Below are 15,473 nucleotides of genomic sequence, written 5' to 3'. Positions count from 1 at the left end.
ATACGAGATACGGACCGGTCTCGTGGGCTCGGAGCTGTGTATAAGAGACAGCGCCAGCGGGTGGGGAGTGCGGTGGTCATCGGGCGTTCTCCGTGCCGGAGAGGACGACGTCGATGAGGTCGCCGACGGTCTGGAAGCTGCGGCCTACGAACAGGTCGTCGGGGAGGGTGGTGCCCAGCTCGTCCTCGATGCGGACCAGCATGCCGACGAACCCGAGCGAGTTGACGCGCAGCAGTTCGCCGACGAGCGGCTCGCTGTCGGAGACGGTGGCGGGGTCGATGGACAGCCGGGACTCGGCGATGACGACGCGCTTGACGATGTCGCCGACTGCGGTCCGGTCGATGTGCGGAACGGTGGTCATGGGGGCCTCTCACTGAGACGTACGGGCGTGTGGGTGGAGGAGGAGGGTGGCCGCGGTCGGCGGCGAGGGAAGAACCGGCGCGGGAAGGAGGGCGCGAGGCATGGGACAGTCGTCACACGGCGCGGGCAGTGGTCGCGACGTGCGGGGGTTGGTCGTTCGCGGCACGCGGGGGACGGCCGGACGCGCGGGGGTTCAGCCGCGCAGTTCGCCGTTGGCCTCGATGACCCAGGTGGTGGTCACCAGGGCGCCGAGGGTCACCGGGCCGCGGACGTGCAGCCGTCCGGTGGCAATGGAGATCTCCGATCCGAGGCCGAGCTTGGGGCCGTCGTGGAGGCGCAGCGATCCGTTGACGACGATCATGGCGGCGTCCACCAGTCGGGCGAACTGTCGGGTCGTCGCCGTGTCCTGGGCGAGGACGCCCTCGGTGTGGCGGGATCCGTAGGCCCGGATGTGCTCTGCCGCGGCGGCCAGCCCGGGGACCGGCCGGAGGCCGATGACCGGGTCGAGGAACTCCCGTCCCAGGTCGTGCGGCTCAAGGGGTTCGGTGCGCCAGGGCATGTCGTCGCGGGCTGCCGGGCCGGCCATGGAGGAGTCCAGGCGGATGGTCAGCTGGGCGTTCTGCCGCTCGCACTCGGCGAGCACGGCGGCCAGGTAGTCGGGGGCGATCTCCTGGTCGACCAGGACCATCTCGACCGAGGTGCAGCCGGCCGGCTCGGGCACCTTGCTGTTCAGGGTGACGCGCGCGGCCAGCGCCAGGTCGGCCGACTTGTGCACGTACAGGTGGTTGACCCCGCCGCCGCTGGCGATGAGGGGGATGGAGCTCGCCGTACGGCAGTATTCGATCAGTGAGGGGCTGCCGCGCGGGATGAGGACGTCCACCTGGTCGGGTCGGGCCAGCACGGCCTTCATCAGCGAGCGGTCCGGGTCCTCCAGGACGGTGACGAGGCCGGCGGGGAGGCCTGCGGAGGTGAGGGCTTCGGCCACCGTCTCGGCCAGGGCCGCGTCCGTCTTTGCGCTCTCCTTGCCGCCGCGCAGCAGCACCGCGTTGCCGACGGCGACCGGCAGCAGTGCGCCGTCCACGGTCACGGTGGGCCGCGCCTCGTAGATCATGAGGGCCACGCCGAGCGGTTTGGGGACGCTGCGCAGGACGCCCCAGTCGCCGGCCGGGATGCCCGGGGTGCCGGCGAGGACCGCGTTCAGCTCCCGCTCGACGGCCCCCGTCAGCTCGACCATGCGGTCGAGGTGGACGTCGGTGAGGCGGAGACGGTGGACGAGCGTCGGCGGCATACCGCGCATCTCGGCGCGGGCGATGTCGGCCCGGTTGGCGTCCTGGATGTCGGGCCAGCGCTTCTTGAGGCAGACGGCCAGTTCGCGGCAGTAGCGGCTGTAGGCGGGGTCGCCGAGCGGCGGCGCGTCGTCGAAGGCGGCGCGGGCCCGGCGCAGGAGGGCGTCGGCGGTGCTGTGCGGGTTCACGGTCGTGGTCCGGGCTGCGGTCACCACATGAACTGCCCTCCGTCGATGATGACCTTCTGGCCGTTGAGGTAGGTGGCGGCCGGGCCGACCATGAACTCCAGGGCGTCGGCGACGTCCTCGGTGGTGCCGATGCGGCGGACGGGGATCTCGTCCAGGGTCTGCGCCATCCGCTCGGGGTCGTCCAGCCGCCAGCGGGTCCGCAGTTCCTCGGTGTCGATCATGCCGGGGATCAGGCAGTTGACCCGGATCGCGGGGGCCAGCTCCAGGGCGAGGCACTTGGTGAGCTGGAGCAGGCCGGCCTTGCTGGCGCAGTAGTTGGCGCCGTCGACGCGGGGACGGATACCGGTGGTCGCCCCGACGTTGACGACGGAGCCTCCTCCGGCGGCGATCATCGCGGGTGCGAGGGCCCGGATCAGCCAGAAGGGGCCGGACAGGTTGGTGTCCAGGACCTGGCGCCAGTCCTCGTCCGTGAGTTCGAGGAACGGTCGGTCGCGGTTGAGACCTGCGTTGTTGACGAGGACCGCGGGGGCGCCATGCCCGCGCAGCACCGTGGCCGCGGCGTCGGCCACCTGCTGCGGGTCGGAGAGGTCGGCCCGGATCGCCGTCAGGGATCCGGCATTGTCCCGCTCCGCTTTCTCGGCTGCCTCCCGGTCGGACCCGTAGAAAGCGACGACGTGATGTCCCATGCGGATCAGGCGGCGGCTCAGCGCCAGCCCTATTCCCCGGGTCCCGCCGGTAACAACGGCAAGTTTGTCCGTCATTGCGGTTTCCTCGTAGGTGTGGGTTTGGAATTCATTCGGGATGTCGAATGGAATGCCGCCATGCTAATGAGGGACCGCAGGGCGGGGTCAAGAATTTGCGGCGGGCAGCCCATAGGGATGCCGGATGAGGTTATCGCCAGGACCTTGAAGGGGGCCGCCGGCTGCCGGTATTCAATTCCCCCATGGCCTCATGCGCATTTCCGTGGCAGCGTTTTCCGCTGCCGGGCGCGGGGGCGTAAAGTACGCGCGCACCACGCACGGGCGCCCCCTGGGACGGCGCCCGTGCGGTCAGCCGGCCAGGTCGCGCTGCCGGGTGGCGTACCGTCGGGACTTGGTCCGGTTGCCGCACACGCGCATCGAGCACCAGCGACGGCTGTGGTTCTTCGAGGAGTCCCAGAACACCCAGCCGCAGGTGTGTTCGGCGCACCGCTTGAGCCGGTGGATGTGTCCGGTCAGGACGACCTCGACCCAGGCGACCGCGAGCCGGGCGAGGGCGGTCCGGGCGGACGGACCGCCGGAGGCGGGGGCGAGCGGTGCGCCCGGGGTGCCGAGGGTGACGAGGACCGGCACGTCGGCGAGCACCGCGTCGGCGAGGGCGAGCCGCTGCGGCTCGACGGGGTCGTCGGTGTCGAGGGCTTCGCGGATGCCGGCGCGCAGGGTGAGGAAGGCCGCGTGCTCGTCCTCCGTGAGCGCCAGCGGGGGCTGCGCCAGGCTCCTGCCCGTCAGCCATGCGGCCAGCTCGGCAGGTGTGGCGACGTCGTCGTCGCCGCTCTCCAGGTCGACGGTGTTGGTGAAGGCCTCGATCAGTTCAGCGGCAGGGGACGGGTCGGGCACGGACGCACCGCCTTTCCGATGAGAGTGCGCGATGGGGCCATCGGACGACGTGATGGCCGATGGCCGGATTGGTGCTGCACGCCCACCATACCGCTGCCATACTGACCACCAAAGAGCCTTAGGAGGTTAGCCATGGAGAGTTCGACGGACCAGCGGTCGCCGGCGACGGGGGCCCCGCCCCTGACCCGGACGCCGAAGGAGGCCGCACCGCGCGACCCCAGCAACCGCAACACCGCGGTCCTGGTGAGCTTCACGGCGATCACGAACCTGGCCGACGGCGTCACCAAGGTCGTCCTGCCGCTCATGGCCACGCAACTGACCGACTCCCCGGCCCAGGTGGCCGGCGTGGGCCTCACCCTCACGCTCCCCTGGCTGCTCGTCGCCCTGCACGTGGGCGTGCTGGTAGACCGCTTCGACCGGCGTCTGCTGCTGTGGATCGCCGACATCGCCCGCATGCTCGTCGTCGCGGCCCTGCTGGTCCTGTCCTTGCGGGACGCCGTGACCATCCCCGCGCTGTACACCGGCGGCCTCGTGCTGGGCGTCGCCGAGGTGGTCGCGCTGACCTGCGCCGCCACCCTCGTCCCGTCCGCCGTGGCACCCGCCGGCCAGGAACGGGCGAATGCCTGGGTGGCCGGCGCCGAGACCGCCTGCAACGAGTTCTGCGGCCCGTTCGTCGGCGGACTCCTGGTGGCCGCCGGCGCGAGCGTGGCACTGGGCTGGACCGGAGCGGGCTACCTGATCGGCACTCTGATCCTGGTCCTGCTCGTGGGCCGGTTCAAGCCGAAGGCGGACGACTCCCGCCCGGCCGGGACCGTCAACCAGCGCATCGGCGAGGGCGTCCGCTTCCTGTGGCAGCAGCGCTTGCTGCGGCTGATGGCCCTCGCGCTGACCGTGCTCTCCGCCTGCTGGGGCGCCTGGCTCGCGCTGATGCCGCTGGTCGCCACCTCGCTGATGGACCTCGACGCCCGCGAGTACGGCATCCTGCTGAGCGCCCTCGGCGCCGGAGGCATCGTCGGCGCGCTCACCGTCACCACCATCAACCGCGTGCTGGGGCGCCGCTGGTCGATGTTCGCCGACCTCGTCGGCACCGCGGCCATGGTCGCCACCCCGGTCATCTCCACCGACCTCTGGGTCGTGGCCGCCGGCGCGTTCCTCGGCGGCATGGGCGGCATCCTGTGGACGGTCAACTCCCGCACCATCAGTCAGCGCCTCGTCCCCGACGCCATGTTCGGCCGCTACAACGCGGCGGCGCGACTCTTCAGCTGGGGCGCGATGCCGCTCGGTGCCGGCCTGGTCGGCGCCCTGGCCGAGTGGTTCGGCATCCGCACCGCGTTCGCCGTGTTCACCGTCGCCACCCTCCTGATCATCGTCCCGTTCCTGCGGACCGTGACCCCGCAGGCGCTCGCGGAGGCCGACGCGGCGCCCGCGCGCGACTGAGCCCGCACCACACCGTCCCCTCGCAGCGGGAGTTGCTTATCCAGGTATTCGCGATGCCTATCAGCCGGCCGCCGAACCAACTGGTTCCGGTCGGCTGGGTCGTCCTACGATCAAGGAAATTGCTCGGGTCAGCTTCCTTGAACCGGAGGAACTCGCATGCCCTCTCTTTCTCCTGCCATTCTGGAAACGGAAAGGTTCCGGGCCTACGGCGCCCGCCACGTGGACGAACTGAGCGAAAGGTTCGGAATCCCGGACCACATCGCCCGGTCCATAAAATCGCTCGCCGCGGTGCTCCCGTTCCGCGTGAACGAATACGTCCTCGCGAACCTGGTCGACTGGGACAACATCCCGGATGACCCGATCTTCCAGATGGTCTTCCCGCAGAGCGGGATGCTCCGCGCCGAGGACGAGCGCCGGCTCGCGGCCCTGGTGGACGACCCCGGCGCGAAGAGGGAGCTTCGCCTCGCCGTCCAGCAGATCCGAGGCAGCCTCAACCCCCACCCCTCCGGCCAGAAGCAGCTCAACGTTCCCACCGTGGACGGCACCGAGGTACCCGGCATCCAGCACAAGTACCGCGAGACCGTGCTGTACTTCCCGGGCCAGGGACAGACCTGCCATTCGTACTGCACGTACTGCTTCCGCTGGGCCCAGTTCGTGGGCGACGCCGACCTGCGCTTCGCCGTGCCGGAGCCCAGCCGCCTGGTGGAGTACCTGAGCCACCACCCCGAGGTCAACGACGTGCTCGTCACCGGCGGCGATCCGATGATCATGTCGACCGACCGGCTGCGCAGCCACCTCGAACCGATCCTGGGCGTGCCCACGGTCCAGACCATCCGCATCGGCACCAAGTCGGTCGCGTACTGGCCGCAGCGGTTCGTCACCGACAACGACGCCGACGACGTACTGCGCCTGTTCGAGGAGATCGTCGCCTCCGGCCGCAACCTCGCGGTGATGATGCACTTCACCCACCCCCGCGAGCTGGAATCCGACCTGGCACGCCGGGCCGTCGCCCGCATCCGCTCGACCGGCGCCCTCGCCTACTGCCAGGCCCCCTTGGTGGCCCGCGTCAACGACAACGCGGAGACCTGGAGCGCGCTGTGGCGTGCCGAACTCGCCGCCGGGGCCGTGCCGTACTACATGTTCGTCGAGCGGGACACCGGCCCGTACGAGTACTTCAAGGTGCCGCTCGCCCGCGCCCACGAGATCTTCCGGTCCGCCTACCGGACCCTGCCGGGTCTGGCCCGCACCGTCCGGGGACCGGTCATGTCGGCCACCCCCGGCAAGGTGATCGTCGACGGTGTCACCGAGAGCGCGGAGGGACGCTTCTTCCAGCTGCGCATGCTCCAGGCCCGCAACCCGCAGCTGGTCGGACGCCCCTTCCGGGCGCACTACTCGGAGACCGCCGCATGGCTGGACGAGCTCCGGCCGGCCGACGACGCGCCCGCCGACATAGCGGCCGCGATCCGCGGCGCGCTGCCGCAGGTCACCGACGACATCGACTCGTCCTCCTGGCTCCGTCAGGAGCTCGCCCATGCCTGAGGCCACGGTCTGGCGGACGTCCCCCAACCTCGCGCTGAACCAGTTGGTCGCAGAGCGCCACGCAGCCGGTGACGACGTGGTGCACCTGGCCTTCGGCGAATCGCGGCTCCCCGCGTTCGGCCCGCTGGCCGAACGGCTGGCCCGCGGCACCGGCCGCAACGCCTACGGGCCGGTGGCCGGCGGCGAGCCAGTACGCCGGGCTGCGGCCGGCTACTTCAGCCGCCGCAACATGCCCACCGGACCGGACCAGATCGTCGTCGGCCCGGGTAGCAAGCCCCTGCTGATGGCCCTCCAGCACGTGCTTCCCGGCGACGTCCTGATCCCCCGACCGGCCTGGAACTCCTATGTCCCGCAAGCACGACTGGCCGGCAAGAGGGCGTACGAGGTGCCCATCCCCGCCGAGTGCGGCGGCATCCCGGACCCGGCCGCCCTGCGCGACGTCGTGCGGCAGGCGCGTGCCGCCGGCGGCGACCCGCGCACCGTCGTGCTGACCCTGCCGGACAACCCGACCGGTACGCTCGCGCCGCCCGCGCTGGTCCGCGGGATCTGTGCAGCCGCCGAGGAACTCGACCTCGTCATCGTCTCCGACGAGATCTACCGCGACATCGTCCACGATCCGGCCACTCCGTTCCTCAGCCCCGCCGAGGTCGCGCCCGAGCGCACCATCGTCACCAACGGCCTGTCGAAGACGCTGGCGCTGGGCGGCTGGCGCATCGGCGTGTGCCGGTTCCCGGACAACGACTGGGGCCTGGCCGTCCGTGACGGGGTGATCTCGGTGGCCAGCGAGGTCTGGTCCACCCTGGCGGGCCCGATGCAGGAGGTCGCGGCCTACGCCTTCGCCGAACCGGAGGAGATCCGGCAGCGGCTGTCAGCCAGCGCCCGGCTGCACGGAGCGGTGGCCCGCGCGGTCCACGAGATCGTGGTGGACGCCGGCGCCGCCTGCCGCCCGCCCACCGGCGGCTTCTACGTGTACCCGGACTTCGAGCCGCTGCGCACGCACCTCGCCTCGCGCGGCGTCACCGACTCGGCCGGCCTGCAGCACCACCTGCTCGACGTCCACGGCGTCCTGGTGCTGGGCGGCCACCACCTGGGCGACGACGCGGGCGCGCTCCGCTTCAAGGCGGCCACCAGCATGCTCTACGGCGAGACCGTCGAGGAGCAGGAACAGTCCCTGGCGGCGGCCGACCCGCCGGCCCTGCCCCACGTGGAGCGCGTGCTGTCCCGACTCAAGGAAACCTTCACCAAGCTGAGCCGATAGGGCGTCCCCCGGCCGGATCCCTCACACGGGCCCGCCGGGGACGGCTCCGGCCGACGAGGAAACAGCGAGCACCTGCGATGCGTACGAGCGCACAGACCCTGCGAACGGGCGGACTCCCCGCCCGGGGAGCAACAGCCGGACTGGCCCTGCACCCCTTCCTGGGAATCCGCCGGACCCGGCACGCCCTCGCGCGCGACCGCACGCCCGCCTTCTACGTGCTGGAGCAGCGCCGGCGTGCCGAGCTGCTCCAGCGGGGCGTGATCGGCGCACTCGACCTGGGTACGGCGGAGCGGGCCGTCCACCCGCACGAGCACGTACTGCCGCACAAGGTGGCCGTCCAGCGGAACATCCTCCGCGCGGTCGGCGGCAGCCCCGAGCCGGTGCTGCTCGCCTGCCGGGGCGCCACCGGCGTGGACGCGGTGCTCGACCTGGTCACGGCGGGCCCGCCGGACACGGCCCTGTCCCAGCCGGACGGCACCCTCCACCTCCTGTGGCGCTGCACCGACCCGGACCAGCAGGCGGTGGTGGCCGCCGGCCTCGCCGAGCGCCCCGCCCTGCTGGCCGACGGCCACCACCGCTTCGCGGCGGCGCTGGAACACCGCCGTGCCTTCGGCGACCGGCCCGGCCCCTGGGACCGGCTTCCGGCACTCGTCGTGGACACCACAAGTCACCCGCTCGGCCTGCAGGCCATCCACCGCCACCTGCCGGGCGTGCCTGCGGAGGAGGCCGCGGCCCGGGCCTCGGCCGTGGCCACCGTGGAAGAGGTCACCCGGACCGGACCGCCCCCCGTACCGCGCCCGGGGGAATTCATCCTGACCGGTGCAGGCGTGCGGTACTGGTCGGTCCGCAATGTCTCCGCCGACCACGTACGGTCCGCACTCCACGGCCACCCCGCGGCCTGGGCCTGCTTGGACACGGCCGTACTTCACCACCTCTTCATCGACCGCGTCTGGCGGGGCGCGCTGAACGGCTCCCAGGTCTCGTACCTCCACGGAACCTCTCGGGGACCGGAAGCCGTCCCGGCCGGTGGCACCCTCGTCCTGCTCGCCCCACCAACGGAGGCGGAAGTCCACCACCTGGCCGGCAACGGCATCCTGATGCCTCAGAAATCGACGGCGTTCGGCCCCAAACCCCTCCCGTGGCTGGTCACTTACCACCACGCCCACCAGATCCGTGGTCAGGCCGGGAAGACGGCATCCTGCACGGCTGCCTCAAGACCACAAACGTGACCGGGCGGCGTGCGCGAGCGCGGGCAAGGAAAGGCCGGCCCTCGGCCGGCGCAGGCAGGATCTCTCGGGCCGACTATCCGGTCGCGCGAGCCGAGCGGGGCCGGGCGCGCAGGGCAGGCAGGCGAGCGCGCTCGTCTGCTCCGGCCAGGCTCTCGTCCAGGGTCAGGAGGGAGAGCAGGCGCACCGGTCGGCCGGCTGTGGCAGCGGCCTCCAGTTTGTGGTGGCCGTCGAGGAGGAAGTGGGTCAGGCCCCAGTGCACGGAGGGGTCGTCGCCCGAGCCGAGGGCGGGCTGGCACACGTCCAGCGTGGAGATCGCCACCGCCGTGGGGACCGTTCCCTGTCCCATGAGCGCGATGTACTCCTCGACGCGCTCCCTCTCGTTCCACGTCGGGGGGACCATGGGCACGACGAATTCGTAGAGGTGGGCGGCGGCGTCGACCGCGGTCTCGAAGGTCCGGTAGTACGGGGTGTGCGGGTACTCGGGAAGGCCCCAGAACTGGTCGATCCCCCATGTCGTGACCTGTTCGCCGCTGAAGTAGTCACCCTCCTTCCCCGGGATGATCAGCCGGGGTTCCACGTTCAGGAGCAGTGGGAGGTACTCGCCCTCCGGCAGCAACGCGCCGAACGCATCGATCACGCCGGCGTCGTCCGGATCGTCCAGTGGACCGGTGAGCCGTTCCTGCATGCTCTCCAGGGACAACTTCTCTCTGGCGGTTTCCAGTCGGCGGAAGAGGAGCGGGCACGTTCCGCAGTAGAAGCTGAGCTCGAAGGCAGGCTGGTCGTCGACCATGAGCAAGCGGCGCCGCGGCCCGCCGCCGAGCTCCTGCAGTTCCGCATCGAAGTGCAACCGTGCCTCGGAGGAAGGAACGCCGAGACTGCGGGGGTCGCCCGTTTTGATCATCACGGGCCGACCGTACGGGACGCCGTGCACCGGCTCCACCGAGCCCTGAGTGTCCCTGCCGGACGGGCCGACTACGGCGCCGAGCCACAGCGGCGTGCACGTCTTCTCCGGCCGGGCCGACAACGACAGCGACAGCGCCGCCGTCCAGGCCGCGCACGAGACTTCTCCATCGAGCAGGATCTGCCGGGCCCGCTCGCCGCCGCCCGGGGCGGCCTGTCCGGCCCCCGACCTGCGTGTGCTGACGGGCGCGGACCTGGTGACCACCGCCGCGGCGAACCGGTACGCGGCTCCGCGACCGAGGTCCCGGCCGACCGGCCCTGACGGTCGGCCGGACAGGCGGCTGTTCGGGGGAAACGCCGGTGTGGTCCATCGGACGCGAGGGGCACCGCCCCTACGGTCGGCTGATATGACGCCTCCACCGAACCACTTCGCCGACCCCGCACGGCGGACGGCACTGACCGGCCTCGTCGTCGGCGCCGGATCCGTGCTGGCGGCCGGCTGTACGCCTCTGGGCCACACCGCCCAGCAAGGGACCACCGGAAGTCCCACGAGGTCGGCCACCGGCTCCGCGGGCGGTGCCACACCCGGGGCGATGACCCTCTTCAAGGACCCCGGGTTCAACTTCAACGCGCTTCTCGCCCTCGGCGGGTCGGGCCGGGGTGCCGGTGAGGTCGGCGAAGTGCTCACCGCGGTGAACGCGATCAACAAGGCCGGGCCCTCCGCGCAGACGTACGTGGAGACCTTCGGGAAGCTGGCCGACCGGCTGTCGAAGGCACCCGAGGGCAACAAGCCCGGCACTGCGACCACGCGCTCTCGTGCGCTGCGGGCCTCGCAGTACTACAGCCAGGCGCTGTTCTTCGTCCTCGGCTCCGACGCCCCCGGCAACGAGGAGCAGCTGTACAAGTCCGCGCGGCGCGCCTGGGACACGTTCTGCAAACTGTCCGACCCGGCCCCGGTGACGGCGAACGTACCGTACGGGAACACGCCGCTCCCGGTCTGGTTCTTCCGGCCGGACGACTCCGCCGGGCGACGCCCCACCGTGATCCTCACCAACGGCAGCGACGGGCAGAACGTCGACATGTGGACCTACGGCGTGTCGGCCGCCCTGGAGCGCGGCTGGAACGCCCTCGTGTACGACGGACCGGGCCAGGGCCAGCTGCTCTTCCTGGACCGGGTGGTCTTCACGCCGCGCTGGGAGACGGTGGTGACTCCCCTCGTCGACTGGCTGGCTGCCCGTTCCGACGTGGACACCGACCGTATCGCCCTGACCGGACTGAGCATGGGAGGTGAGCTGGCTCCCCGGGCCGCGGCCCATGAGAGCAGGATCGCCGCTCTGGCGGCGATGCCCGGAGTGCTGAAGCCCTGGCTGGGTTTCCCCGCGGAGATCCGGGAGATCCTCACCCCGGACAAGGAGGAGACGAACAACATCTGGAACAAGGAGGTCGTCCCCGGGCTGTCTCCGGCCGAGGCCGCCACGCTGAAGAAGCGGTTCGAACCGTTCTCCGCGCCGGCGATGCTCGCCGCCCGCCAGGGGAAGATGTTCACCGACTTCTACACCCCGGCCAAGCTCGTCGAGTCGCTCGACATCACGGACGTCGTGGAGCGCATCAAGACGCCCACACTGGTCCTGGACTACGACGACGAGCAGTTCTATCCCGGGCAGCCGCGCGAGTTCTTCGACAAGCTGACGTCCCCCAAGGACTACGTGAAGCTCAGCGCCGCCACCGGCGCGCAGCTGCACTGCTCCCCGATGGCACCGCAGGAGCACTGCGAGGTCGTCTTCGACTGGCTGCAGGAGACGTTGCCGGGACGCTGAGCGACGGGACGAGGCCGGGACACAGGGCGTTGTCGTCGGGGGCCGGGCCGTCCAGCGCGTCCCGCGGGTGCTCGTGGTGCCGGCGCGGATCGGCCAGGGCAGAGGCCGTCCCTCGCTACGCCCCTGAGGGGCTTAGCGAGGGACGTACTCGGATCGGGAGAGTTCCCACGGGTGGTACTCGAGGGCCCGCTCCGCTCCTGATTCGGCAGACCTCGCAAGGGCTGACCCGAGCGGCGGTCGTTCCGGCCGAGAACGGCGGCGGGCCGCCCGCGCGGGGCCGTGCGACACCGGTCCGATCCTCGATGTCACCGACCGTCGCGGATGCACCTGCCGCGTTCCGCCGGCGCTTCAGGCGCGTCACTCGCCTGCCGCACGCGTTACGGGGAGACGATCCGCGGGCCGAACTTCACGGCAGACGCCTGGTCCTGGAAGCTGGTTCCGTTCAGGTCCATGACCTCGCCCGGGAGAAGGGTGACCGCCGTAGCCCGGTAGTCGTAGTCCTGGAAGACGCGAACGAGATGGGCCGAGCGGTTGACGATGGAGCTGGTGGCGTCGTTGAAGCAGTAGTAGTCCAGGCGCGCCTCGTCGTCGTCGAGCATGACGACCCTGGCCGGACCGCCGGAGTTGTACCCGTTGTTCTCGTACAGGCAGACGTACCCGACCTTGCAGGCGTCCTGGCCCTGTCCCATCTGGATCTTCACGTCCGCCGATGCCGGGACGGCAACGGCGAGCACGCTCGCGAACGCGCAAGCGGCGACGGAAACCACGGCCGAACGGATCTTCATGACGTCCTCCTGGAAGCGGGAGCGAATGTTCTCGTGAAGATCGATAGCCCGAAGGACGCAGCCCATGAGCGGCGCGAGCCGAAACCACTCCGAAGAGCAACGGTCGACACGCCCGCTTGGCGGTTCACCTGCGAAGCGGCGTTTCCGTGGCCGCGCTCGACACGGCGCTGCCACCCGTCACTGCGCAGCGCCACACGCCGCTTCCGACGTACGCGGGGGCCTGGCCACGCCGACAGAAGAGTTCGAAGATGCCCGGTACGGGCCCGTCGCTCCGGACCGGCGCTTCGTTTCGCGTCCGGTTTCTCGATTACCGCTCGTACCCGGAACTCCGCACTTCCGGGCCCGTAGTGCACCGTTATGAAGATCCAGTAGCCTTTGGAACCGCCGCATCCGCATTCTGCCCCACCATCCGCCGACGGTACGGAATGTCATGTTCGCGTCACTCAATGCGGGCGGCTCTCCCCACGCCGAGGCACACCTCTTCCCCACGGAGGCGTACCTCTCCCCCACGGAGGCACACCATGAGATCCCCACTCGCGTCGCGGCGCCAGCGCGTCGCGGCGCCCGTACTCCTCCTGTCCGCCCTGCTCACCCTGCTCGCCCTGCTCGCCCTGGTCATCGTCCCCACCGCCCATGGGTACAACGAAAGCACCTCGGCGTGTGCGCTCCGGGGGACGACCGGCTACACCGACGAGGGCCAGCAAACCGACTACAACCGGTTCCAGAGACCGGTGGGCACCAAGCGCGTGGGCGTGATCTACGTCGACTTCCCCGACGCCGTCGGGACCACCACGCCTCTGGATCGCTACTACAACCAGATATCCGGCGCCGCCGACTGGATGTGGAAGGCATCCAACGGCAAAACGTGGCTGGACATGCGGGCCCCGTACGGCAACTGGGTGCGCATGCCGAAGAAGTCCACCGACTACAACTGGGCACGCGGGTTCTCCTGGGAGACGCACCGGGCGTACCTGAAGGACGCCCTCGCCGGTGCTGCCGGTGCAGGCGTCAACCTCGCCGACTACGACATGTTCTACATCGTGCCGACCAGTACCGCGGCCGCGATCACCCACACCCCCACCTGGGTCCAGGACCCCGCCAACCCGACCTGGATCTGGAACAAGGCGACGAACGCCTGGGTGATGATCAAGTGGGCGGTGACCTTCGGACAGGACATGTGGCACTGGGGCCACAAGGTCGCCGACCACGAGACCGGCCACACCTTCGGCCTGCCCGACCTCTACGCCTTCAACGGCGAACAGCACCAGTACGTCGGCGGCTGGGACGTCATGGGCAACGTGAGGGGCCCGGCCCCGCAGTTCCTCGGCTGGCACACGTGGAAGCTCGGATGGATCACCGACAGCCAGGTCTCCTGCCTGTCCGCGAACGGCACGTACTCCACCAACCTGAACGGGGTGGAATACGGAGGCAGCGGCTACAAACTGGCGGTGATCAAGACCAGCGCCACCACGGCCTACGTCGCCGAGTCCCGCAAGGCGGCCAACAACGACTCCGGCGCCTGCGCCACCGGCGTACTGATCTACAAGATCGACACCTCGGTCGCCAGCGGCAGCGGGCCGGTCCGCGTGGTGAGCAACCCCAGAGCCGCTGCACCCACCGGGAACTGCACCACCCTGGACATGCAGACCTGGAAACCCGGCCAGACATTCCAGGACGACACCGCTCGTATCCGGATCCACGTGAACGGCTCCGACGCGTACAACGACACGGTCTGGACCTACAAGTGGTGACCGCGTAGCGCGAAACGCCCCTGGGGCTGCCCGTCGGAAGTCGGCGGGCGGCCCCAGCCCGGGAAGCCGGTGCGCTCCGACGGCCGGACGCACCGCACCGCACCGCGACACCACCAGTGCTCTGAGTCGGGAATTCCCTTCAGACGACCGGCGAGTCGTTCGAGGATGTCGTCTGCGGTCCGTCGTCCTACCCGGATCTCCGAAAGCGCCGCCCCGGCGGGGCCGCGGCGTTGCGGGGCGCAGGAGCGGCAGGGTCCGGGTTCACCCCTTTCTCAAGCGCACCATGTCTCCCGTCCTGCCGCCCGCGATGACGTCGATCCGGACGCCGGTCGCGGGATCGGTGAAGCTCTGCCCGGGGGCGTACGCGGCGAGGTCCAGCGGGGTGCAGCCGGTGGGCGGTGCGGCGGTCGGGTTGGCGTTCATGATCCGCACCGGGCCCTCGCCGGTCGGAGTTGCGGAGTCGACCCGGTAGACGAGCACGCCGGTGGAACAGGCGGTGGCGTCGTTGCCCTCGGCACGGCGGGACTCCGCGACGTACGCCGTCGTCTCGCCGGTGCGCAGCACGGCGATCTTGGTTCCGCCCGCCCGTTCCACCGGGGTCAGGCGTACGGTGCGGCGGCCGGCGGCGGGCAGGCAGGCGACCTGGGCGTCGCTGGTCCAGCCCAGCTTCCAGGAGTGCCAGCCGAGGTACTGCGGGGCGTGGCCGGCGATGTGGCCCATGACGTCCCAGCCGCCTGCGTACTGGTGGGTGGCGCCGGTGAAGGAGTACAGGTCGGGCAGGCCGAAGGTGTGCGCGGTCTCGTGGGCGGCGACCTTGTGTCCCCAGCGCCACATGTCCTGGCCGAAGGTGACGGCCCACTTCAGGCGGGCGCCGTCGGCGGTGATGCCGGGTGTGGCCGGGTCGTGGAGGTAGGTCGGGGAGAAGGGGATGGCGGTCGCCGTCCTGGCAGGGACGACGTGGACCATGTCGTACCGGGAGAAGTCCGCGTGCGGGTCGGCGGCCGTGACCGCGTCGCGGAGGTACTTCTCGTGGGCCTCGAAAGTGAGGCCGCGCGCAAAGCCGTAGGACGTGGAGTCGGCGGGCATCCGGATCCAGCGGTCCAGCGTGGTGTTCTCCAGTCGCAGGCGGCCGTGGCTCGCGCGGCTCATCCAGTCGGCGGCCGGGGCCAGGTGGGCGGCGTACGGCTCGGGGCGGTCGGCGGCCGGGGCGTCGGGGAAGTCCACGAACAGCGTCAGGACGCGGCGGGTTCCCGTGGCGGGCTGGAACCGGTTCCGGTCGGTGTCGTGGCCCTCGTCGGTCCAGCCGGTCCTGCCGGGGAGTGCGCAAG

At 70.8% G+C, this 15,473-nt stretch carries 13 protein-coding genes; 6 read left to right on the top strand and 7 right to left on the bottom strand.

All coding sequences use genetic code 11. The annotated features are described in order from the left end of the window. Window positions 1-76: 76 nt before the first annotated feature. The 4 genes from HYE82_RS23675 to HYE82_RS23660 form a co-directional block, all read right to left on the bottom strand. Window positions 77-361 carry an acyl carrier protein gene (locus HYE82_RS23675; RefSeq protein WP_179176158.1) on the bottom strand — a complete coding sequence of 95 codons (285 nt, stop codon included), beginning with the start codon at window positions 359-361 and terminating at the stop codon, window positions 77-79. A 192-nt stretch (window positions 362-553) separates the two neighbouring features. Beyond that, window positions 554-1,861, bottom strand: coding sequence for a glutamate-5-semialdehyde dehydrogenase (locus HYE82_RS23670; protein WP_309144428.1), 1,308 nt, complete (start codon window positions 1,859-1,861; stop codon window positions 554-556). Then, window positions 1,855-2,595, bottom strand: coding sequence for an SDR family NAD(P)-dependent oxidoreductase (locus HYE82_RS23665; RefSeq protein ID WP_179176157.1), 741 nt, complete (start codon window positions 2,593-2,595; stop codon window positions 1,855-1,857). Before HYE82_RS23665 ends, HYE82_RS23670 begins: the two co-directional genes overlap by 7 nt. Window positions 2,596-2,883: 288 nt before the next feature. Then, entirely contained in the window at window positions 2,884-3,429 is a 546-nt protein-coding gene (locus HYE82_RS23660; protein ID WP_179176156.1) for a CGNR zinc finger domain-containing protein, read from the bottom strand. Window positions 3,430-3,561: 132 nt separating this feature from the next. Here HYE82_RS23660 and HYE82_RS23655 point away from each other — a divergent pair, with 132 nt between their 5' ends. From HYE82_RS23655 to HYE82_RS23640, 4 genes are all read left to right on the top strand, one after another. Further along, window positions 3,562-4,866, top strand: a complete 1,305-nt coding sequence (locus tag HYE82_RS23655; protein ID WP_179176155.1) for an MFS transporter — start codon at window positions 3,562-3,564, stop codon at window positions 4,864-4,866. 156 nt (window positions 4,867-5,022) lie between these two features. Further along, window positions 5,023-6,405 carry a KamA family radical SAM protein gene (locus HYE82_RS23650; RefSeq protein WP_179176154.1) on the top strand — a complete coding sequence of 461 codons (1,383 nt, stop codon included), beginning with the start codon at window positions 5,023-5,025 and terminating at the stop codon, window positions 6,403-6,405. Continuing rightward, window positions 6,398-7,663 (top strand): pyridoxal phosphate-dependent aminotransferase, encoded by a 1,266-nt coding sequence (locus tag HYE82_RS23645; protein WP_179176153.1) that lies wholly within the window; start codon window positions 6,398-6,400, stop codon window positions 7,661-7,663. Before HYE82_RS23650 ends, HYE82_RS23645 begins: the two co-directional genes overlap by 8 nt. A gap of 77 nt (window positions 7,664-7,740) precedes the next feature. Next, entirely contained in the window at window positions 7,741-8,892 is a 1,152-nt protein-coding gene (locus HYE82_RS23640; protein WP_179176152.1) for a DUF1015 family protein, read from the top strand. Between the two features lie 73 nt (window positions 8,893-8,965). On the opposite strand, the gene HYE82_RS23635 is transcribed toward HYE82_RS23640, so the two are convergent. Next, window positions 8,966-9,793: a hypothetical protein gene (locus HYE82_RS23635; protein WP_179176159.1), complete on the bottom strand. Its 828-nt coding sequence runs from the start codon at window positions 9,791-9,793 to the stop codon at window positions 8,966-8,968. Between the two features lie 406 nt (window positions 9,794-10,199). Here HYE82_RS23635 and HYE82_RS23630 point away from each other — a divergent pair, with 406 nt between their 5' ends. After that, entirely contained in the window at window positions 10,200-11,609 is a 1,410-nt protein-coding gene (locus HYE82_RS23630; RefSeq protein WP_179176151.1) for a S9 family peptidase, read from the top strand. 377 nt (window positions 11,610-11,986) lie between these two features. Here HYE82_RS23630 and HYE82_RS23625 read toward each other — a convergent pair whose 3' ends face one another. Further along, on the bottom strand, window positions 11,987-12,394 hold the full coding sequence (locus tag HYE82_RS23625; protein ID WP_179176150.1) for a peptidase inhibitor family I36 protein: 408 nt from the start codon (window positions 12,392-12,394) through the stop codon (window positions 11,987-11,989). A gap of 521 nt (window positions 12,395-12,915) precedes the next feature. Here HYE82_RS23625 and HYE82_RS23620 point away from each other — a divergent pair. Continuing rightward, window positions 12,916-14,145, top strand: coding sequence for a M6 family metalloprotease domain-containing protein (locus HYE82_RS23620; RefSeq protein WP_179176149.1), 1,230 nt, complete (start codon window positions 12,916-12,918; stop codon window positions 14,143-14,145). A gap of 261 nt (window positions 14,146-14,406) precedes the next feature. Here the strand turns inward: HYE82_RS23620 and HYE82_RS23615 are convergent. Further along, on the bottom strand, window positions 14,407-15,473 hold a 1,067-nt coding region (locus tag HYE82_RS23615; RefSeq protein ID WP_179176148.1), incomplete at its 5' end, for a M6 family metalloprotease domain-containing protein.

The organism is Streptomyces sp. BR123 (assembly GCF_013401435.1).
GTDB lineage: Bacteria > Actinomycetota > Actinomycetes > Streptomycetales > Streptomycetaceae > Streptomyces.
Note: the sequence above shows the minus strand (reverse complement) of the source record. Positions and strands in the feature narration are given on the sequence as shown.

Coding starts and splice junctions, on each gene's coding strand:
- HYE82_RS23645 (WP_179176153.1), top strand. CDS start 6,398: ATGCCTGAGGCCACGGTCTGGCGGACGTCCCCCAACCTCGCGCTGAAC.
- HYE82_RS23625 (WP_179176150.1), bottom strand. CDS start 12,394: ATGAAGATCCGTTCGGCCGTGGTTTCCGTCGCCGCTTGCGCGTTCGCG.
- HYE82_RS23665 (WP_179176157.1), bottom strand. CDS start 2,595: ATGACGGACAAACTTGCCGTTGTTACCGGCGGGACCCGGGGAATAGGG.
- HYE82_RS23655 (WP_179176155.1), top strand. CDS start 3,562: ATGGAGAGTTCGACGGACCAGCGGTCGCCGGCGACGGGGGCCCCGCCC.
- HYE82_RS23640 (WP_179176152.1), top strand. CDS start 7,741: ATGCGTACGAGCGCACAGACCCTGCGAACGGGCGGACTCCCCGCCCGG.
- HYE82_RS23630 (WP_179176151.1), top strand. CDS start 10,200: ATGACGCCTCCACCGAACCACTTCGCCGACCCCGCACGGCGGACGGCA.
- HYE82_RS23635 (WP_179176159.1), bottom strand. CDS start 9,793: ATGATCAAAACGGGCGACCCCCGCAGTCTCGGCGTTCCTTCCTCCGAG.
- HYE82_RS23620 (WP_179176149.1), top strand. CDS start 12,916: ATGAGATCCCCACTCGCGTCGCGGCGCCAGCGCGTCGCGGCGCCCGTA.
- HYE82_RS23650 (WP_179176154.1), top strand. CDS start 5,023: ATGCCCTCTCTTTCTCCTGCCATTCTGGAAACGGAAAGGTTCCGGGCC.
- HYE82_RS23675 (WP_179176158.1), bottom strand. CDS start 361: ATGACCACCGTTCCGCACATCGACCGGACCGCAGTCGGCGACATCGTC.